Below are 18613 nucleotides of genomic sequence, written 5' to 3'. Positions count from 1 at the left end.
ATGGATACTGCGTTTGGTTTGGAAGGTTTAGGCGGTTCTCTTCTCTCACAATGGGGCAGCGGCTTAGCGGGAGGCTTGTTCAGTCGGTTCGCTACATTGGCCTCCCTGGGTGGCGTGTCCTTCGCCATTGTGAATAGTCACGAAGAAATCGGCCGGCGCATCACGCGGGTGTTGTTTCCTGATTTGCCTCCGAGCAAACAGATTTTTCAAGATTTCGGGGCGATTGATACCCCCATCACCATCACAGGGCTGATTGTGGGGGATGATTACGTAATCCGTGCGGAGCGGATGCGGAAGGTGTTAGCCACACCGGGGAAGCTTACCTTACTGCATCCTTGGTGGGGACGCTTAAAAGTGCGGCTAATCAAGCCCGCACAGATCTCTTTTGACGAAGGGAAAATCAGGCTCGCGCATTTCCAAGCGCAGCTGGTGCGCGATCCTGATCCGCCAGCACCAAAAGGGTTTTTCGGTTCCTTATTCGACAGCATCAATAACTTATTGACCGAGGCAGACGCACTTCTTGACGAGGCGCAAACAGCCCTCGCAGAAGTGCTTTCAGCAGCTTCGCTCCCATTGACGTTGGTTAATTCCATTTCTTCCCTCATCTCTCAGGGAAAGGGTGTTTGGGATAGCCTTACAGTGCGATTTCCTGAGCAGGTTAAGGCGGCCATTGTGGAACCTCAAGCGGTTATGGCAGCGGGTGTGGTGGCACCACGGCGAAATTTGGATGAGAGCTATAGCACGGCCGTCTGGCATGCTCTGATTGTCACACCGGCGGCTCTCGTTGGGTCTATCAGTGCAGAGGATAACTCTGTGGTGGCTCCCGCCGGGAATGCACAGTTTCAAGATAATAAGACGATTACAGGGCAGCAAATCGCTGGGGTGTTGCTCTCTGGATCAGAAAGATTTGGGCAGATCGCCGACCAGCTCTCTTTGAGTAACCCTGATCCGGCTTCAGTGCTCACATTGGGTGTGGCGGCGCGGTCCGTTATTGTAAGCCAACTAGCCAGCGCATGGTCAGAATGTTCATTCGTAAGCAACGATGAAGCACAAGCTTTGGCCACGCAGATGACAGGCGCAATGGATGCCCTCACAAATGATATTGTGGCCGCAAGCTCTGCCCGCGCCAGTGTGTCGTTGCAGCCTATTTTTGGACGGCTTCAGGCGGTAAGAGCTGCTTTAATGGCGGATGTTACGGCACGGATTGGCTCATTGCCTGCGGTTGTTGAAGTGCCTGTCGTTCAGCCTCAGTCACTATGGTCCATTTGCTATGCTTTAGAGGGCGACAACGTGGCGAATGTTCAGCCGTTATTGGACGATGCCGCGCAACGAAACAATCTCCTTCACCCCGCTCTAACCGGACCAGGCATTATTACTGTATTGGAGCCGAATGATGACGGGCAGTGACCATATTCGGGCGCACCGGAGACGGATGGCAGGTCTCTATTTAGATGGCCGTGCGTGCCTTTATTGGGAATCCTTAGAAGTTGGACTTGATCTCGCTAATTTGGCCGGAATTTGGCGTGCAACGTTACGCTTGCCCGTTCCTCGTCTCGAAGGAACAATGCCAAAGATTGGGCAGAGCGTCACCATAGAGATCATGAATAAGCCCGTTTTAAAAGGTTGGCTGGAAGCGATTAACGCGCAGGGGGATGAGAAAAGCCTCAACATAACGATCTCAGGGCGTGACCTTGCTGGAGACCTGGTGGATTGTGCCGCTCAGGCTGAAGGCCCTGGACGAATGGATAAGGTGCGGCTGGAAGCTGTGGTGGGACATTTAGCCCAGCCCTTTGGTCTCTCGGTAGATCGTGTGGTTGATACAGGCGCACCTTTTGAAGTGGTGGCGTTTGATACATCAAGCCGTGCCATCGACGTGATCGAGCAACAGAGCCGCCAGCGTGGGGTGTTGGTGACCTCCGATGGATTAGGGAAAATCCTCCTGACCAAACCGGGCCGAACACGAGCGGATGAGGATTTGATCTATCCGGGCGGCAATGTGCAAAAAATGGAAGCCAGAATGACACAACGCTTCAGCGACCACATCGTTAAAGCACAAGGCACGAGCCGCCATCGAGGGGAAAAAGCCCCTTTGTCTCCCGATATGGCCGCAGGATTATCGACACGCGTGATGGGAATGGGCCAGCATGAAGAGCGAGCCACCTGTCAATTTGGGTATTGCCATGACAGCGGCGTGGGGCGCTATCGGCCACAGGTTTATTTAGCCCGCACTAGCAGTGAACAACAACCGCAACAGTCACGCTCAGGAACCTCATTAGGGTCGTTGTTGCAACAGTCGCGAAGGATACAGAGGCCAGGATATCATAAAGCGACAGCCGCGACACAACCCGACACACCCTCCCGACAAAAAGGTGCGCCTTACTCGCTCGATGATCAGGCAGCCTGGCGCATGAGAACCACGCGTGCCCAGGCAACGGCTTACATTTATACCGTGCCGCGTTTGGTCACACAGAGCGGTGCATTGTGGCGGCCTAATCAGATTGTTCATGTGAAAGATGCGATCAATGGCGTGAATGGCGACATGCTCATTGGCGGTGTGACGTGGGTTATCTCCAGCCGAGAGGTAAGCACGCGTCTCTCTGTTGTGCCGCCGGATGCTTACGATCTTGCAGGACAAGCCGACCAAACGCCGCGTCATGGCCGTTCAGTAAGACGGCATGGTTTAGCCGGGAGACATGGACGGTGAATTTCTTTGATATTTACCACACAATCCGCGGGCAAATCCTACGCGCGGTCGTGAAGCTTTTAGACGACACAAAGCCAGAACAACATATTGCCGTAGTGACGCACGCCGGTGAGGACCGCACGAATGTGCCTGTCCATTATCCCTTTGGCTTTAGTTCTCACGTTCCACTTGACGGTGCCGTTACGCATGTTTTCCAGAATGGGAGTGATCCGGCCGACTTGTTTGCGTTGCCACCTGCCAATCCAGGCGCTGCCCGAATGGGTGGGCTCAAGGAAGGTGAAACGGTCCTCTATGATGAGGTGGGGCAACGCGTGCATTTGCGTGCAGGAAGTTTCATAGAGATTGATGGCACGGAGACCGTTATTGTGAAAATTGGTGGTGTACCGATCCTCATAGTGTCTCAAACGGGCATTCAGGTAAATGGGTCAATAACCGCCACACAGGATGTCGTGGGTGACGGGATTAGCCTCAAAAATCATACACATGGCGGCGTTAAAAATGGGCCGTCAAACACCGGGAAACCTCAATAAAATACGGTTAAAACCCTTTCCCGGGGTAAAGGTGTCAACCCTGAACCCGATAGAGTGCCAGGGTCTAAAGTGGCTCTATGACACAGCGACCTACCATAGCAACCATACAGTTCTCCCCCATAAATGGGCAGACAGATTTGGTCATCACTTCCACCGGAAGTGGCCGGGGGCGCGTGTCTTTTGACCAGAGTCTGGCCTCTCCGCTGATGTTGGCGATTGGATCGGACCGGAGGGCGGCACCGGATGACACTGTGCCGCCCCAGATGACGCCCTTATTTGGGGCAGCTCGCCGGGGATGGGTTGGCGATGTATTGCTTTCCGTGGGTCAACGCCATGGGTCACGTCTTTGGCTCTTAGAACGTGCCAAACGGACTGAGGCGACACGGCTTGCCGCTGAGGATTACACCAACGAAGCGGTCGCGGCGATTGCGACCTATCATAACGTTGAGATGGCTGTTTCAGCGGCGTGGCAACACAACCCATCACCGGGGCTTCAGGGCGTTTTACGCATTAACGTGAAAGCCGCTGGCACCAGCGTGACACAGCAGGTCGTCTTATGAGCATTACGATTCCGACCCCTGATGTTTTGGCACGGCGCTTAGCCACGGCAATGGGGCAGCAGACATTTACGGACGTGAATGGACAGCCTGTGAAACTGGACCCAACGGCTCCAGGCACATTTGAGCAATTGCTTTGTGTGGCCTTAGGGCTAGCCGATTATGAAACTTATCTGTTTCTGCAAGGTCGCGCTTTAGAGTTCTTACCATCGACAGCCACAACAGGCCCAGGCGGTCTTCTACCTCAACATGCGGATATTTGGGGCGTCCCCCGCATTGGACCACAAGCAGCCATTGGCCATGTGGTGATTAGCGCCGCTCAAACAGTGACGATTGTTCAAGGGGCTTTACTCACAGTTGATGGGTCCGTCCAATGGTCTCTCAATCAGGCTGTAACGGTTCCTGCTGGGGCTTCTGCTTCTGTTCCAATAACCTGCACCACAACGGGAACGAACGGCAATCTTTCAGGGAACGCGGCACTCACCCTCGTTCAGCCTGTGGCAGGCGTGAGTGCTGTTGTGAGCGACCAAGAGGGTTTCGCGGGTGGCTCAGATATTGAGCCCGTCGAATCCTGGCGCAGTCGGATCATTGATAAAATCCGCGATCCTTATAATGGCGGGAGTGTTCAGGATTATCAGAGCTGGGCGCTGGCGGCTGGGGCAAGCTCGGTCAATGTGATCCCCTCTTACACGGGAGTAGGCACAGTAGGCATTGTCATTGCCATGACAGGCCCGCGCGTGCCGACTTCTGACGAAGTATCACGGGTGCAAGCCTATATTGATGAGCGCCGCCCCGTGCGTGGGAACGCAACCGTCTATCCTGTCGAACTTGTGGCGCAAGTTCCTGTTGTGCGACTAGGACTGGACAATCAGCCCAATAGACAGGCCGTTCAAGCCGCATTTTCTGCTGTTTTCAATGGGATTGATATTGGTGGCACGCTTTACGTGGAAGCGTTACAGGCTGCTCTCTATGACACGGTAGGAGCGCGATCCAGTGTGATTTCTCCCGCTGCTGATATGGTGTTCCAGCCTATGGAAATGCCCGTTCTGACAGGAATTAACTGGCAGGATAACGGCGCATGATGGTTTTCCAAACAGCGCCAAGATCAGCTGAAGAGATCGGCCGTGAGTGGTCGGACGAACTGCTTCCGCCGGGTTCTGCACTACGAGGTCCGAATGTGCGGGCTTTTATGACGGGATTGGCAGGGCCTCGCGCACAGCTAGAGGGTGATATCGCCGCCGTGTGCAGTGAGATTTGCCCTGCCCAGGCGCAGTCTCTTTTAGACGGATATCGGCGGCTCTTAGGGCCAGACCCGATTGGACGTGATCAGGGCGCATTAACGGATGCTGAATGGCGTTATGTGCTCCAGCAGCGCTGGACTGCCCGTGGGGATCAGCGCCCTGCTTTTTACAGAGAGCTGGCCAAATCATGGGGTATCGACATCACCATTGAAGAGCCAGAGCCTCCCATCTGTGGGCCGGCAATCTGCGGTCTTGGTGAATGCGCGCATGACTGGGTGCGGTTCGTGTGGATTGTCCAGCTTCCCACCGGCGTGTTGCAGGCCATTTGTGGAGTGCCGATGTCGGGCACTCTCGAAGCAGCAGAAGACGATAGAAACCAATTCCAGGCCCTTCAGTCGGTGTTTTGGAAACTCAAACCAGCAGACACGGAGGTTTATTTTGAACACGATGGAGAGTGGATAAATGGCTAATCCTAATTGGGTAAACTTTCCGGGCCTGGTTAATATGGCCAGTGATGGTGATGGGCGACCAAAAACCGTTGATTTAATCCCAGGACGGCAACGCGGCACACCGCTTAACAGCTTGTTATTTAACCCGATCATCCGAGCTCTCTGTGATCTACGAGATGCAAGCGACAGCATGGTAAGTTCGGCTGTTTCAGGGAAAGGCTATTTGTCTGGTGACCTGAATATTCTCCGTTTGTGGATTGGAGCTGGCGGTAATGTCTGTGTGCGCGATCAGAATAATAATGTCACCTTTCTGGCTTCACAGGCAGCCTTACAAGATGAAGTGATACGGGCGCAAAATGCCGAAGCGACATTTCTACCGCTTGATGGCTCCAAGTGGGCCAGTAATCAAATTGTTGTCGCCTCTGGGTCTATGACCGATGGAACCAGTGCGGGAGGTTTTGTTTCACGCTTTCAAGATGGCAACATTGCGGGCATCTGGAATGTCGGCCTCGATGATAAGAATTACGCTTATGCAGGTAACTCTTTCTTCGATCAAAACGGCATCTATCATTTATGGAAATTCGGAGCAGACGACCGCATTTATACCCCAACGGGTGGTTTTATTCTGGAGGGATTAGCCACAGAGGACGGCCATTTATGGATACACCATCATAAGGCAGGCCCTGATAACGTTATTCCATGGATGAGCGACCTCCAAAACGAAATTCATCGGGCACAGTCAGCCGAGGCTTCTCTTGTATCGGGGAAAGGATATTTATCCGGTGACTTGAATATTATTCGTTTGTGGATTGGTGCAGGTGGCACGATCTGCATTCGAGATCAAAATGGAACGGCTCATTTCCTTCAGCCGGCCGGGGACGTAGCGTCACAAACAGCCTTGCAGAATGAAATCACTCGGGCGCAGTCCGCTGAAGCCTCTCTTGTTTTGGGTCAAGGTTATGGCGGTGATAACTTAAATGTGGTCCGTTTGTGGATTGGTTCAGGTGGAACGATCTGCATTCGAGATCAAGCTGGGACGGTTCATTTCCTTCAGCAAGCCGGAGACGTAGCGTCACAAACAGCCTTGCAGAATGAAATCACTCGGGCGCAGTCAGCCGAGGCTTCTCTTGTATCGGGGAAAGGATATTTATCTGGTGACTTGAATATTATTCGTTTGTGGATTGGTGCAGGTGGCACGATCTGCATTCGAGATCAAGCTGGGACGGTTCATTTCCTTCAGCCAGCTGGAGACGTAGCGTCACAAACAGCCTTGCAGAATGAAATCACTCGGGCGCAGTCTGCTGAAGCCTCCCTTGTTTTAGGACAAGGTTTTGGAGGTGATAACTTAAATATTAACCGCTTATGGGTTGGTTCGGGTGGCACTGTTTGTACGCGTGACCAAAATGGCCGTGTGAGATTTTTAACAACGACCATCAGCGAGAATAACACACAAATTCAAGCCTTCACGGTCACGGGAAGCGGCAATAACGCTAATCCTTTTGTGACGTTTCCTGCGCCATTCGCGAGCCGCCCTCGTGTCGTTGCTATGGTCTCGCGTGAAGATAATGCAAGCGGATACAATAATAGCCGTTATGTCTGTTTGAATATTAACAATAATGACGGCACCAATCCACAAATAACGACAACAGGTTTTTGGGCACAGGTAGCCACGACGACCTCCATCACCGCTGATACGACACGCCCATGGTCCATGGAAGTTATCGCTGTGGGACAAGGAACTTAAATCATGAGTCTCTTTTTTGCTCAAATTGATCCAGAGACACGGATTGTTTCTCTCCTCTATGCCAGTGATACGCCATTTCCAACGAGTGGTGGGCAGTTCGTCGAAATCTCTGAGAGTGATTACCGAACGATCCAGAGTTGGCCTGGGGCCCAGATTGCCAAGGATGGCACGGTGCAGCGATACGTGCCGCTAAAGACATTAGAGGGTCAGAAGGCTGAACTGGCTTTGATCTTATCCCAGAAGAAAGCAGCCGGAGTTTATTTTCAGCCTCATGAAGTGTCCGCTTCTCTGCTGTTCCCATCCGACGATGCAAATTACTCGAATTATGTTCGTGAAGCGCAAGTGGTCTCTCTAGGAGGCTGGAGCGACGGCACACATTGGTCGCTCCCTGATGGTAGCACCGTGCCCTTATCGGGCGCGGATGTTGTGGCACTTTTCAAGAAAGTCTCTGCCTATCGAGCGGCCTGTCAAAACCAGGCAGCCTCTTTAGGAGAAGCCCTTAAATCTAACCTCAAGACCGATCTAACAGCCGGCTGGCCGGATAATAAATAAGGAGAAACCCCATGGACACGACTCAAACTCAAGATCAGGCTGAACAAACTCCCATCGCAACACAACGCTATATCCTTTGCCGGACAAAGGCTGACGGCTGGCAGGATCGAGGCTTTGTTTTGATGGTTGATTACCTGCCAGCAGCAAAAGACGGCCGTATATGGCCTGACACTGTGTGGGTTGAGGATAATTCATCTCACTATCAACCCCAAGATGTTTATCCACTCCCTTCAGAAAGTGCGCCACAGGACGGGACTAAATGAGCGCCTATGCTCCTGATATAAACCGGACTGTCACACCATTGGCGACGGTGGGACATTTGCGGTGGTCAGATAAAGCCGTGGGTGATGTGCTTGATTATGCATTTGATTATTCACGGCTTTTCAAGTGGGAGCGCGTTATCGAATGCGTAGTGGATGTTCCTAACAATTCCGGTTTGTGGGTGCTCTGGTCGGGGATTTTTGAGCCCTACGTCGTCATGGCGTTGGGGCGTGGTGTGCCGGGACGTTGGACAGTGACCATAACACTCGTGGCATCTACCGGCCGTCGTGTTGTGCGCGAGGTAGATCTGGTCATCCGTGAGGATGCAGGGTCACTCGACAATGTAGAAACCGCGTTCCCACCACCTGCTGGGGCAGAGGTTCAGCCTAAGGAATTAGACATGCCGGATGGGAGGGTTTTGACGTTATGAAAACATTCAACATCACCACGCCAGCCAGCCGTGTAAAAGTTACTGATCTGCCTGTCTTGAACGCGCCAAAGGCAGATGACAAGGTGTTAGGCATACAGGAAGGCTCTGTAGGCTTATATCGCTTGGGCGATCTCCCAACCAAAGCCGCTGCACCTGTTGGACACGTCGCCACACAACAAGCTCTTGAGGATGAAGCGCAGGCGCGTGAACAGGGTGATCAAGCTATTAACGGGCGTGTAGATGGGCTTGAGAAGAAAGTAGAAGCACTTCCTTCTGGAGCAGCTTCTTCCCAGACCGTGTATTTTGATATTCCCGGTATGAACTTATCTGGGACATTCGAAGCGATGATTTTCCGGCGCTATGAAGGCGGCGCAGGAAACCGGGATTCAATAACGTTTCCTAATAGTTGGCCAAAATTCGCCATTCCACCTGTCATCGTGGGCACATCAACGACGATCACAGAAGAAGACTGGAAAGCCGGGGTAATGGGTTCAGGCTCTTCTATTAACATTGCAGGAACGAGCCTGACGGGGTTTGAATTTTTCCATCCCGGCGGCTGGCCCGGATATTCCAGAGAAACCATTACATTTTGGGTTAAAGGCGTCGTAGCTGATTCAAAAGGAGGTGGCTCATGGCCAGTGTGATTGTCGAGATGAATGGGGTTTCAGTGAACATTGGTGACCCGTCGGACTCTGACCCGATTTATCTCAGTGGTGAACGGCAGCTTTTCTCGGATGCTCAGGCTGAAATGGCGAGTTTTGGGCGTCTTGGATTACAGGATTTTCGCAACCGAGGCGGCCCGCAAACACAAGCCTATTTAGATCGCATCGAGACACTCGCTAACAGCCGCATAATCTATGGACATTGGCCTAAAGTTCCAGCACGGGTCGAGGATTAATCATGCAGTGGCTCGCCATTCTTCAATGGTTCCAACAAAATCGAGAGGCTTTTTTTGTTGGAATTAGCGGGGTTGCAGGATGGTTTAGCAATGTCGCGAAGAACCGTTTACAGAGTCAAAGAAACGCGATTGATGCCGAGCAGTTAGAGAATGAGCAGCTGGCTCTAGCCCTTAATAGAGAGCGTTTTTTGACAGATCGCCTCAACGATCTTGTTTCCGAAACAGAGGCGCTTTGGCGGCGACTTTATGACCGTGAAAGCGTCATTAAAGAATATCATTCAGCAGCCCTAGGAGCTCAACGGTTGCTGAATGAATTGGAGATCAAGGTTGGGCGTCCTGTGACGCTATTTCCTGATCTTCCCGAATTTCCCCCCAATACAGAAAAAGCGGTCCGTCAAGCCGCTAAAGAAGAACGAGGAGAACCTTATGACAATGAGCATGAAGACCGTCACCCCAGCCTATCCAGCAGCCCCATGGGTCGGGGGGAAGCGCCTATTGGCAAAGACAATCATAGAACGCCAACGAACAATTGAGCACCAATGCTATGTTGAACCGTTTGTCGGCATGGGTGGTGTGTTCTTACGGCGGGATTTCTCTCCGACATGTGAGGTCATTAATGATTATGATCGTGAGATAGCTAATTTCTTCCGCGTACTGCAACGTCATTATGTGCCGTTTTTGGATATGCTGCGTTGGCAATTAACAAGCAGGAGTGAATTCGAACGACTAATGCGGGTTGATCCAACGACACAGACTGATTTGGAGAGAGCGGCTCGGTTTCTATATCTTCAGAGGACGGTTTTTGGTGGTAAGGCGTCTGGCAACTTTGGGGTTAGCCGAACCAGTGCTGCACGGTTTGATTTAACCAAGTTAGTCCCAGTGTTAGAGGATATTTACGAGCGCTTGAACCGTGTCATCATAGAATGCTTACCATGGCAGGCTGCTATGGAACGCTATGATACAGCAGGAACGTTGTTTTATCTTGATCCTCCTTATTATGGGACGGAAGATTATTACAAAGCGTCATTCAAGCGAGATGAATTCGTTGAAATGGGCCGGACACTACGGGGACTGAAAGGGAAATTCATTCTGTCTTTGAATGACTGTCCAGAGGTTAGGGAAATATTCGATGACTTTAACCTGGAAGCGGTCAGTGTGAATTACTCACTGGCAAAGAACGGGAATGCTCGTGGGAAACGAGGAGAGCTTATCATCTCCAATTAAGTAGAATGATAAACGCCGTTTAAATGGGGTTTGAAAGAGGTGTGAAACGTGCCGCTCACACCTCTTTTTTAGTGTCATCTTTTTTGTCTAAAAGTGTTAAAAATTTTGTCCGGCTACACTCTACTTATTTTAGTTTTGTTGTTAAAAAGAAATGGTTAACCATCCTCTCTAGGTTTAAGGATCCTACGTATGAGCGGCATCATAGATTCCTTCACTTTTTTTAGAAAAAATTTTCGGGCAATCGTGTTTTCTTGCGCTGCGTTAACGACATTAGGCAACTCTGCCCACGCAGAGTCACTCGATAGAGTTTACCGCGTACAAGCAGACCTCACGCCCACCCCGTTCGTGAATGGCAATCAACCAACAACACCAACTCAATTAACCGTTAATGTGAGTCCCAATAATCGTAACGGGAAAGCCACAATAAAGGTTCAGCAAGGAGCGAATGGATATACCCTTAACGCGTATAGCATGCGCGTAAAAATCAAAGCTGGACCAGGCGGCGGTTCTGACAACGGAACATTACGTTATTTTATAACAGCAGATGTAGGACATAATACGGCGACACATAGTGCCGCTATAACACCGCATGTTCGTGGAAATGTAACACTGCATAATGGTTCCGGTCAGGCAACACTCCCAGTGAACAAATATTTCTCTGGGGATATAAAAATCCAAGCTGTTGCAGGAGAGTTTTAACAAGCTTTCCCCCTAATATATTAGGGGGAAGCATTTTTCGCATGGAGAAAAATCATCATGAATGCACAAGAGCATTCAAACGATTTACAGCGTCCCGTAGCCCTTTATTGGAAATCGGCACAACAAGCTGCTGTCCTCCCACTGTACCCATCAAAAATGATACAGCGTGTGCGCTCTGTAGCGAGGTCATTTGCGGTTGTGTAAAACCAAGTGACGCCATGCACCCACCGGACGTACACGCCGTAAAAGCTAATGGCCCCGACACCACGGTGTTATCTGCCTGAAGGGCAATCCCTTTTGTTAAGGCAACGCCTAGTGGCGCCATCACAACACCTGAGAGTTGTCCATTTACTGACATAAGCTCAACACTCAAAACACGCTGATGTGTCTGGTTACTGAGAATTTGTTGTACAATCTCACACCGCCTTCCGGCAGAAGGCGACGATGTTTGGCATACAACACGCCAATCTTGATACGTTTCATTCAAGGAAGAAGCATTTTTTTGAGGATGATGCTGTGCGTTTCTATGCGCAGCAAACGCTGAAGGTGCGAAAGAACTCCCTTGCCCTGCACATCCTACAGCACAAACAAGGCCGATATATCCCATAGCCTTCTTCAACCGCTTCATACGCCCCTCCTTACCCTGAACTATTTTATACGTTAAAGACATTAATTAATCATACGGGAAGAAGCTAAACATCTTCTCACAACATGCAATAAACGATTATTATATTATAAGATAAACGACATATCCACTCCTCCCAGTAACACACATTTTTCGTTGCACGTTACTGGGAAAAGCGAAGTTCTATTTACTGAACAAGCTTGCCTTCTTGATCGACAAGCGAGATCGGGTACTCACCTGAGAAACAGGCATCACAATAACGCTGACATGACTTCTGACGCTCTTGGAAACCAAGGCTTCTGTACAGACCATCAAAGCTAATAAACGCTAACGTATCCACCCCAATTGCCTCACGCATTTCCTCTAAACTATAGCGCGCTGCAAGGAGTTGACTCTCATCAGGCGTGTCGATCCCGTAAAAGCATGAATGCTTCGTTGGTGGAGAGGTAATACGCATATGTACCTCTTTTGCTCCAGCACTCCGAACCATATCGACAATTTTACGAGAGGTCGTGCCCCGCACAATGGAATCATCGACGAGAACAACCCGTTTCCCTTCGAGCACCGGACGATTTGCTGAATGCTTCATTCTAACGCCTAAATTACGGATTTGATCCGTTGGCTCAATGAAGGTCCGCCCAACATAGTGGTTACGTACAATCCCTAATTCAAAAGGAATCCCACTCTCGGCCGCATAACCAATTGCTGACGGTACCCCCGAATCTGGAACTGGCACGATAACATCGGCTTCAACACCGCTTTCACGTGCTAATTCCCGCCCTATCTGGGTACGTACCCCGTAAACGGGTTTACCTTCCAAAACTGAATCAGGACGTGCAAAGTAAATATACTCAAAAACGCAGAACCGCCGCCCCATATCGCCAAACGGACGAATGGACTTCACGCCATCTGCATTGATGATAACAATTTCGCCTGGCTCTACATCGCGCACATAATCCGCATCAATAATATCAAGCGCACAGGTCTCACTCGCGAGCACCCAGCCACCATTCCCCTCTTCGTAACCTGGCATCCGGCCCAATACGAGCGGTCTTACCCCTAATGGATCACGCATCCCAATCAAACCGTCATCCGGCGTTAACGCAACGAGGGAATAAGCGCCCTTCACCTGCTTAGCCGCATCAATAAGGCGATCAGTCACCGTGTTATAAAGAGAAATCGCGATCAGATGAACAAAGACCTCAGTATCCATCGCAGAATGGAAGATACATCCTCTTCGCACCAAAGCACGGCGCAATGTCGCTGCATTTGTCAAATTACCGTTATGCGCCACAGCTAACCCGCCAAATGCATAATCAGCATAGAGAGGCTGCACATTACGCACATGCGTCCCCCCCGTTGTCGCATATCGATTGTGACCAATAGCCGTCTGGCCAGGCAAGCCCGCCATCACATGACCATCAGCAAACACATCACCAACCAGACCTAACCCTTTGTGCTGATGAAAGGCATGACCATCGAAACTGACAATCCCGGCAGCTTCCTGTCCACGATGCTGTAACGCATGCAAACCGAGGGCCGTGAGAGCCGATGCATCGGGCACCCCCCACACACCAAAGACACCACACTCCTCGTAAGGACGACTGGAGGATTCAGGCAAAGACATCATCAAAGACACATCCGCGGGAAACACCCGTTTCTAGTGAGAACATCAATATGGCCCGCGCTATAGCACGCCACACCGAAAATTACTCCCCTTCAATGGGTATTCGATGCAGGAAACACAAGATGTTCCGTCAAAGAGGCAGGAAGATATCCCTGTATGGCTGCAATACCATCGAAGATATACGGCGCTACGACACTCTTCTGTTTTATCGAATCCACCCAGTCCGGCATCGCCCATCCCAAGCCTATAAAGACGATCATCAGGAGAATATAACCACGGGCAAGCCCGTAGCCACCGCCCAGTAAACTATCTATCCCCCCAGGCAAAACCGCTCTCGCCATGGTAATCTGACTTCCGGCAATCCTCAAAATCGCCAGGGCCACGATAAAAATGAGCCCCCGGCCGCCCCATAAAACAACAGGAGAGTCACGCAATGTTGGAGATACCGTATTACCTATGTAACTCATCAAAGAAGGGCTAAGCCACACAACAATCCATGCAGAGATTCCCCACAGGAAGAGGCTTCCTGCCTCGCGCGAAAAGCCTCTAATCAATCCCCCAAGCATCGAAAGCCCAAGAACAACCAAGAGAAAGGTATCCGCTGCCCCCAGATGCTCCCAAAAACTCCCCACTCCCCCGCCAGAGGCAGGCGCCGTTACGCCATCCATACTGTCACAACCATAAGTCCCATTAATGCATCACACACCAAAAAATCCCCTTATTTTAACTAAGGCAATTTTGTAGAACGGTATCGACCGCCTTTCCGTGCTCGTATTCCCTGTCGCAACAATTCTTCAGAAAGATCAATCCGTGCTTCTAGCTCCTGCCAAACCTCATGCGGAGCAATGTCATGGCGCTGCCATAACTCCTCAATGAAATGGAGGAAAGATGCACTTTCACGTGTCAAAGCCACGCGATCACGACGCAACAAAGCGAGAATACAATCCATAGCTTGTTCAGCTAAGACGTCTGAGCCTCGCTCAGCGCGCTCCTCGTTACAATGTTCTTCTGATAATCGCGTCATGCCAATATGATGATGCGCTTTGCCGTCTTGTGCAAGGCAATGAGACACAACTCAGAATATAATTCAAAATCTATCCACTATATTTTTTATTTTACCACAAACTAGCCATTTCCTCTCAATAGGAAAGACACGACACACGCCGACCACTCTCAGATGAGAGACCTTCGCTGCATAAATTGATAGAATAGACCTTCCCTTCCCCTATCACCTATCAATAAAACAAACAGCTTAGTCTCCTCTAGGAATTTCTATTCGTGTTTTACTGTATTTGCGAGATCCTCTTTATGTATGCCCTTCGCTCTTTTTTATCGAAAAGTCCGCATACGGCTCGTATTATCTTCTTATCTTCTGCATTGGTCATGCCTTTTTTCCATTTCGCTTACGCGCAAGATGCAGCACCCGTAGCTGGATATTCACCAGGGGCTCGAAGCACGACCTCTGCCAACACCATGATTGATAGTGTCGTCGGCAATAGTCATTCTCCTATTAAAAACCAAACATCCGCTACGGGAGAATTATACATCGTCGCCTCCGATGGAACGATTACAGCGCCTAATGGACTTATTGTGAACCCAGGATGCTCCAAGAATGGCCCCCATTCAGGACCAACCATTCATTCTAAATATCGCATTGGTCTCAAACGCCGTGGAAAGGATTTTGAAACCGTTACCATTGGTGTCAGCGATCAACCACGTGAAGCTTTTCTCCCAGAAGACAAAAATCATCCTACAATCCGCCGTGCTACGCTGAGCGCCTCTTTTGCTCCAACGGGTCTCTATGTTCTTCCACTTCCATGCGCGCATGCTGGAACAAGCGATCATGCTCTTACAATGAGCGCCGCCTCTGCCTTAGCCGCAGCTGATGGTAATATCTTCTCTTTGGCTGGAAACCGTGCCGTAATAAACAATGTGGACACGGCCCACCCACTCCCAAATGGAGATATCCAACTCACCAGTTCATCCACTGATGAGAAAACCACACCGTGAAAGAACGACTGCGTCTTTCTGTACGATCATCAACGCCTAACAGAGCACGCCACGTCTGCCTGGCACTGGGTAGCTATGCAGCATTAATGGCGGCTACCCCGCTCTCTGCTGCACGAGCAGAGGATAAAAATGAGGCCATCGCGTTACCAATCCTTCATGCGGTCGTTCTACAACCAACCGGAAAAACAGGGCAACAAACAGGCCAGCAAGCTCTGTCAGCCGAAGGCCTCAACCTGACACATGCTCCTGCCCTTTATAAAATTATCCAACCTTTTATCGATCATCCCCTCACATTCCAAAAAATGCATGAACTGGAAGGTGCCATTGCTGTTTTTTTCAGAGAACATGACCGCGCTTTCATTCGTGTCAACGTGCCTCCACAACGCGTCCATGCCGGCGTCCTACATGTTGACGTCCTCGAATATCGCCTAGGCAATATTTCCGTCCACGGGAATCTCTGGACGCCTGCTTGGCAAATTAAACGGGATAGCGGCCTAACGTCTGGCCAAACAATGGCCCTTACATCGCTTCAAACAGAATTAGATTGGTTAAATCTCAACCCATTTCGCACAGTTGATATGGTCTATCGCCCTGGGAAAGAACCTGGCGTGACAGACGTAGACTTGCATGTTTCTGATCGCTTTCCCGTCTACGCTTACGCGGCCGTTAATAACCAAGCAGACCGTACATTAGGACGCTTAAATTGGTATGTTGGTGCCTCATGGGGTAATGCCTTTGGGCTTGGACATATTGTCACATACCAATTCAATCGTACTATGTTTGGCCGGATGAACAACCACACCGCTAGCTGGACAATCCCTTTTCTTTCACGCAATGCCCTTCAAATTTTTGGGAATTACTCTAACGCCTATCCAAAATCGAATATCCCTGACCTCATTAACCGTGGACGAAGCGGCCAAGCCTCCATCCGCTGGCTCCATATGTTTCAACATTGGGCCATCGGAGAAAATTTTGGAATTGATGGTACAACGCTAATTGGATTTGATTGGAAAACAACAAATTCCGATCAATTTTCTCCTAAACTCACACCAATCACTAAAAATGCCGATACAGATCAATTTGTCATCGGCTATAGCGGATCGCTGCAAGACCCCTGGGGGCAAACCCAAATCAATAACCAATTTTCTTACAGTCCCGGAGGATTCACTCACTACAATAATCATCGAGATTACAATAGCATCTTCCCCTACGCAAAACCTGATTACGTATATGATCGGCTTATCCTATTACGTAACCAATCTCTCCCTTATGGTTTGTCTTCCACCACAAAGGTCATTTTCCAACGCGCATCCTCTAACCTTCTTTATAGCGAGCAATTTATGATTGGGGGGATAGGAACAGTCCGAGGTTACTTTGCCAATACCTCCTTCGGAAGTGACGGCAATGCCTTTAGCCAGGAGATCTATGCTCCGAGCTTTTCTCTTATTAGAGCTCTCCATATCCCAGAACTCGAAGACACCAACAAAATCGGATTTTTCTGGGACTGGGCTGACAATAGGCAAGTTCACAGAGCCGCCAGCGGCGCACGGACCGCAACTTTGTCCAGCATCGGATTAGATCTCAACAGTACCTTCAACCGTCATTTAAACCTAATCTTTGATACGGGCTGGCGCATGCGGCGTAACCATACCAATGACTTAGCGAACAGACGCGGGATATTCTGTGATTTCCAGGTCATCGCAGGTTTTTAAGACACCTTTAATCGAGGGCACTTTTCATCAGCTATGCCTAAAAAAGCCCCCTCGTCAGTATAACCTTAAGCCGCTTCCTCGTAACGACGCTCTAATTGGCGCTCTTGCCACAGCATGCTCAACGCCTCGACGAGAGAATCAATATCCTCTTCTGTGTGCATCGGGCCCGGTGTAAGACGCAGACGCTCTGTTCCACGCGGGACAGTTGGATAATTAATCGGCTGCAGATAGTGCCCAAAACGCTTTAATAATTCATCAGACAATTCACGACACAACACAGCATCCTTCACCATAACAGGGACAATGTGTGTTGGTGTTTTCATGTAAGGAATACGCGCTTCGCCCAACTTTTTACGCAAATAAGCAACAGCTCTTTTCTGGCCTTCACGCTCGCTGTTGCTCTGGCGTAAATGCCGAACACTTGCAAGCACACCCGCAGCAATCATAGGAGGCAACGCCGTTGAGAAGATAAAGCCCGACCCAAAGGAGCGAACAAAATCACATAATGGTGCAGAAGCCGCAATATAGCCGCCAACAACCCCAAAACCTTTCCCTAAGGTCCCCTCAATCACGGTTAGGCGATGTTCAACACCCAATTGTTGGGCAATTCCCCCACCTTGAGCACCATACATGCCTACCGCATGCACTTCATCCAAATAGGTCATCGCGCCATAACGATCGGCCAAATCACAGATAGCCTCAATCGGCGCAATATCCCCATCCATAGAATAGACGGATTCAAACGCGATGATTTTGGGGCAATCGGCAGGCAAATCTTTAAGATGACGCTCTAAATCTTCCAGATCATTATGCCGAAAAATTCGTTTTTCGGCTCGAGAGTGACGCACACCCTCAATCATAGAAGCATGGTTGAGCGCATCAGATAGAACGACACAATCCTTAAGACGCGCCGCAATCGTCCCCAATGTTACCCAATTGGACAAATATCCAGAATTAAAGAGCAGAGCGCTTTCTTTTCCATGTAAAGACGCTAACTCTTTCTCTAACGCCACATGATAATGGTTCGTCCCCGAAATATTGCGGGTGCCCCCTGCTCCTGCACCACTCTCATCAAGTGCCTTATGCATCGCAGCTAACACGTCAGGATGCTGTCCCATCCCAAGATAATCATTGGAACACCAGATGGTTATCTCTCGACCAACACCATGATGAAACGCTTTAGGAAAACGCCCTGAACGACGCTCAAGCTCCGCAAAATAACGATAACTTCCGTCTGCATGTAAACCATCAAGAGCTACCTGGAACATCGCATCGTAGTTCATCAACTCGCCTCCATACCGCCTCGCTCTATACTAGCTCTCTCATTAACTAAGAAAGGTAGATAAGCAG

At 50.1% G+C, this 18613-nt stretch carries 22 protein-coding genes; 17 read left to right on the top strand and 5 right to left on the bottom strand.

Going from position 1 to position 18613, the window contains the following annotated elements:
* The 15 genes from GS501_RS02400 (at position 1) to GS501_RS02330 (ending at position 11289) form a co-directional block, all read left to right on the top strand.
* Positions 1-1407, top strand: a complete 1407-nt coding sequence (locus tag GS501_RS02400; RefSeq protein ID WP_160830263.1) for a DNA circularization N-terminal domain-containing protein — start codon at positions 1-3, stop codon at positions 1405-1407.
* The gene (locus GS501_RS02395; protein ID WP_160830262.1) at positions 1391-2704 is read left to right on the top strand and encodes a phage baseplate assembly protein; all 1314 of its coding nucleotides are present in this window, start codon (positions 1391-1393) and stop codon (positions 2702-2704) included. The genes GS501_RS02400 and GS501_RS02395 overlap by 17 nt, the downstream gene beginning before the upstream one ends.
* Complete coding sequence (locus GS501_RS02390; protein ID WP_160830261.1) at positions 2701-3234, top strand: phage baseplate assembly protein; 534 nt, start codon at positions 2701-2703, stop codon at positions 3232-3234. Before GS501_RS02395 ends, GS501_RS02390 begins: the two co-directional genes overlap by 4 nt.
* A 77-nt stretch (positions 3235-3311) precedes the next feature.
* Positions 3312-3794 carry a phage GP46 family protein gene (locus tag GS501_RS02385; RefSeq protein ID WP_160830260.1) on the top strand — a complete coding sequence of 161 codons (483 nt, stop codon included), beginning with the start codon at positions 3312-3314 and terminating at the stop codon, positions 3792-3794.
* Positions 3791-4873 carry a baseplate J/gp47 family protein gene (locus GS501_RS02380; RefSeq protein WP_160830259.1) on the top strand — a complete coding sequence of 361 codons (1083 nt, stop codon included), beginning with the start codon at positions 3791-3793 and terminating at the stop codon, positions 4871-4873. Before GS501_RS02385 ends, GS501_RS02380 begins: the two co-directional genes overlap by 4 nt.
* On the top strand, positions 4870-5502 hold the full coding sequence (locus tag GS501_RS02375) for a putative phage tail protein (RefSeq protein WP_160830258.1): 633 nt from the start codon (positions 4870-4872) through the stop codon (positions 5500-5502). Before GS501_RS02380 ends, GS501_RS02375 begins: the two co-directional genes overlap by 4 nt.
* Positions 5495-7225 (top strand): hypothetical protein, encoded by a 1731-nt coding sequence (locus tag GS501_RS02370; protein ID WP_160830257.1) that lies wholly within the window; start codon positions 5495-5497, stop codon positions 7223-7225. Before GS501_RS02375 ends, GS501_RS02370 begins: the two co-directional genes overlap by 8 nt.
* A 3-nt stretch (positions 7226-7228) precedes the next feature.
* On the top strand, positions 7229-7777 hold the full coding sequence (locus tag GS501_RS02365) for a DUF4376 domain-containing protein (RefSeq protein WP_160830256.1): 549 nt from the start codon (positions 7229-7231) through the stop codon (positions 7775-7777).
* 11 nt (positions 7778-7788) lie between these two features.
* Positions 7789-8040, top strand: coding sequence for a hypothetical protein (locus tag GS501_RS02360; protein ID WP_160830255.1), 252 nt, complete (start codon positions 7789-7791; stop codon positions 8038-8040).
* A complete protein-coding gene (locus tag GS501_RS02355; protein ID WP_160830254.1) occupies positions 8037-8468 on the top strand; it encodes a hypothetical protein in 432 nt (143 codons plus the stop codon). Before GS501_RS02360 ends, GS501_RS02355 begins: the two co-directional genes overlap by 4 nt.
* The gene (locus tag GS501_RS02350) at positions 8465-9112 is read left to right on the top strand and encodes a hypothetical protein (RefSeq protein ID WP_160830253.1); all 648 of its coding nucleotides are present in this window, start codon (positions 8465-8467) and stop codon (positions 9110-9112) included. Before GS501_RS02355 ends, GS501_RS02350 begins: the two co-directional genes overlap by 4 nt.
* Positions 9100-9366, top strand: a complete 267-nt coding sequence (locus GS501_RS02345; RefSeq protein ID WP_160830252.1) for a hypothetical protein — start codon at positions 9100-9102, stop codon at positions 9364-9366. Before GS501_RS02350 ends, GS501_RS02345 begins: the two co-directional genes overlap by 13 nt.
* Positions 9367-9368: 2 nt before the next feature.
* Positions 9369-9899, top strand: a complete 531-nt coding sequence (locus tag GS501_RS02340) for a hypothetical protein (protein WP_160830251.1) — start codon at positions 9369-9371, stop codon at positions 9897-9899.
* On the top strand, positions 9793-10590 hold the full coding sequence (locus GS501_RS02335; protein ID WP_237442371.1) for a DNA adenine methylase: 798 nt from the start codon (positions 9793-9795) through the stop codon (positions 10588-10590). The genes GS501_RS02340 and GS501_RS02335 overlap by 107 nt, the downstream gene beginning before the upstream one ends.
* Before the next feature lie 243 nt (positions 10591-10833).
* Positions 10834-11289 (top strand): hypothetical protein, encoded by a 456-nt coding sequence (locus tag GS501_RS02330; protein ID WP_160830250.1) that lies wholly within the window; start codon positions 10834-10836, stop codon positions 11287-11289.
* Between the two features lie 55 nt (positions 11290-11344).
* Here the strand turns inward: GS501_RS02330 and GS501_RS02325 are convergent, their stop codons facing one another.
* The 4 genes from GS501_RS02325 to GS501_RS02310 form a co-directional block, all read right to left on the bottom strand.
* Positions 11345-11917, bottom strand: a complete 573-nt coding sequence (locus GS501_RS02325; protein WP_160830249.1) for an invasion associated locus B family protein — start codon at positions 11915-11917, stop codon at positions 11345-11347.
* Positions 11918-12101: 184 nt separating this feature from the next.
* The gene (gene purF, locus GS501_RS02320; RefSeq protein ID WP_370517909.1) at positions 12102-13544 is read right to left on the bottom strand and encodes an amidophosphoribosyltransferase; all 1443 of its coding nucleotides are present in this window, start codon (positions 13542-13544) and stop codon (positions 12102-12104) included.
* 89 nt (positions 13545-13633) lie between these two features.
* Entirely contained in the window at positions 13634-14209 is a 576-nt protein-coding gene (locus tag GS501_RS02315; RefSeq protein ID WP_160830248.1) for a CvpA family protein, read from the bottom strand.
* Positions 14210-14268: 59 nt separating this feature from the next.
* On the bottom strand, positions 14269-14613 hold the full coding sequence (locus tag GS501_RS02310) for a hypothetical protein (RefSeq protein WP_160830247.1): 345 nt from the start codon (positions 14611-14613) through the stop codon (positions 14269-14271).
* Between the two features lie 236 nt (positions 14614-14849).
* On the opposite strand from GS501_RS02310, the gene GS501_RS02305 reads away from it, so the two are divergent.
* Both GS501_RS02305 and GS501_RS02300 read left to right on the top strand, forming a co-directional pair.
* Positions 14850-15551, top strand: coding sequence for a hypothetical protein (locus GS501_RS02305; RefSeq protein WP_160830246.1), 702 nt, complete (start codon positions 14850-14852; stop codon positions 15549-15551).
* Complete coding sequence (locus GS501_RS02300; RefSeq protein ID WP_160830245.1) at positions 15548-17263, top strand: ShlB/FhaC/HecB family hemolysin secretion/activation protein; 1716 nt, start codon at positions 15548-15550, stop codon at positions 17261-17263. The genes GS501_RS02305 and GS501_RS02300 overlap by 4 nt, the downstream gene beginning before the upstream one ends.
* A 65-nt stretch (positions 17264-17328) precedes the next feature.
* Here GS501_RS02300 and hemA read toward each other — a convergent pair whose 3' ends face one another.
* Positions 17329-18546, bottom strand: coding sequence for a 5-aminolevulinate synthase (gene hemA, locus GS501_RS02295; protein ID WP_160830244.1), 1218 nt, complete (start codon positions 18544-18546; stop codon positions 17329-17331).
* Positions 18547-18613: the final 67 nt, after the last annotated feature.

The sequence above is a fragment of the Saccharibacter sp. 17.LH.SD genome, assembly GCF_009834805.1.
In the GTDB taxonomy this organism is placed as follows: domain Bacteria; phylum Pseudomonadota; class Alphaproteobacteria; order Acetobacterales; family Acetobacteraceae; genus Saccharibacter.
Note: the sequence above shows the minus strand (reverse complement) of the source record. Positions and strands in the feature narration are given on the sequence as shown.

Bases quoted from the DNA above. Each gene is read 5' to 3' on its own strand.
- GS501_RS02360 (WP_160830255.1), top strand. From the start codon at position 7,789: ATGGACACGACTCAAACTCAAGATCAGGCTGAACAAACTCCCATCGCA.
- GS501_RS02380 (WP_160830259.1), top strand. From the start codon at position 3,791: ATGAGCATTACGATTCCGACCCCTGATGTTTTGGCACGGCGCTTAGCC.
- GS501_RS02340 (WP_160830251.1), top strand. From the start codon at position 9,369: ATGCAGTGGCTCGCCATTCTTCAATGGTTCCAACAAAATCGAGAGGCT.
- GS501_RS02375 (WP_160830258.1), top strand. From the start codon at position 4,870: ATGATGGTTTTCCAAACAGCGCCAAGATCAGCTGAAGAGATCGGCCGT.
- GS501_RS02385 (WP_160830260.1), top strand. From the start codon at position 3,312: ATGACACAGCGACCTACCATAGCAACCATACAGTTCTCCCCCATAAAT.
- GS501_RS02395 (WP_160830262.1), top strand. From the start codon at position 1,391: ATGATGACGGGCAGTGACCATATTCGGGCGCACCGGAGACGGATGGCA.
- GS501_RS02335 (WP_237442371.1), top strand. From the start codon at position 9,793: ATGACAATGAGCATGAAGACCGTCACCCCAGCCTATCCAGCAGCCCCA.
- purF (WP_370517909.1), bottom strand. From the start codon at position 13,544: ATGATGTCTTTGCCTGAATCCTCCAGTCGTCCTTACGAGGAGTGTGGT.
- GS501_RS02350 (WP_160830253.1), top strand. From the start codon at position 8,465: ATGAAAACATTCAACATCACCACGCCAGCCAGCCGTGTAAAAGTTACT.
- GS501_RS02305 (WP_160830246.1), top strand. From the start codon at position 14,850: ATGTATGCCCTTCGCTCTTTTTTATCGAAAAGTCCGCATACGGCTCGT.
- GS501_RS02365 (WP_160830256.1), top strand. From the start codon at position 7,229: ATGAGTCTCTTTTTTGCTCAAATTGATCCAGAGACACGGATTGTTTCT.
- GS501_RS02355 (WP_160830254.1), top strand. From the start codon at position 8,037: ATGAGCGCCTATGCTCCTGATATAAACCGGACTGTCACACCATTGGCG.
- GS501_RS02400 (WP_160830263.1), top strand. From the start codon at position 1: ATGGATACTGCGTTTGGTTTGGAAGGTTTAGGCGGTTCTCTTCTCTCA.
- hemA (WP_160830244.1), bottom strand. From the start codon at position 18,546: ATGAACTACGATGCGATGTTCCAGGTAGCTCTTGATGGTTTACATGCA.
- GS501_RS02345 (WP_160830252.1), top strand. From the start codon at position 9,100: ATGGCCAGTGTGATTGTCGAGATGAATGGGGTTTCAGTGAACATTGGT.
- GS501_RS02325 (WP_160830249.1), bottom strand. From the start codon at position 11,917: ATGAAGCGGTTGAAGAAGGCTATGGGATATATCGGCCTTGTTTGTGCT.
- GS501_RS02370 (WP_160830257.1), top strand. From the start codon at position 5,495: ATGGCTAATCCTAATTGGGTAAACTTTCCGGGCCTGGTTAATATGGCC.
- GS501_RS02315 (WP_160830248.1), bottom strand. From the start codon at position 14,209: ATGGATGGCGTAACGGCGCCTGCCTCTGGCGGGGGAGTGGGGAGTTTT.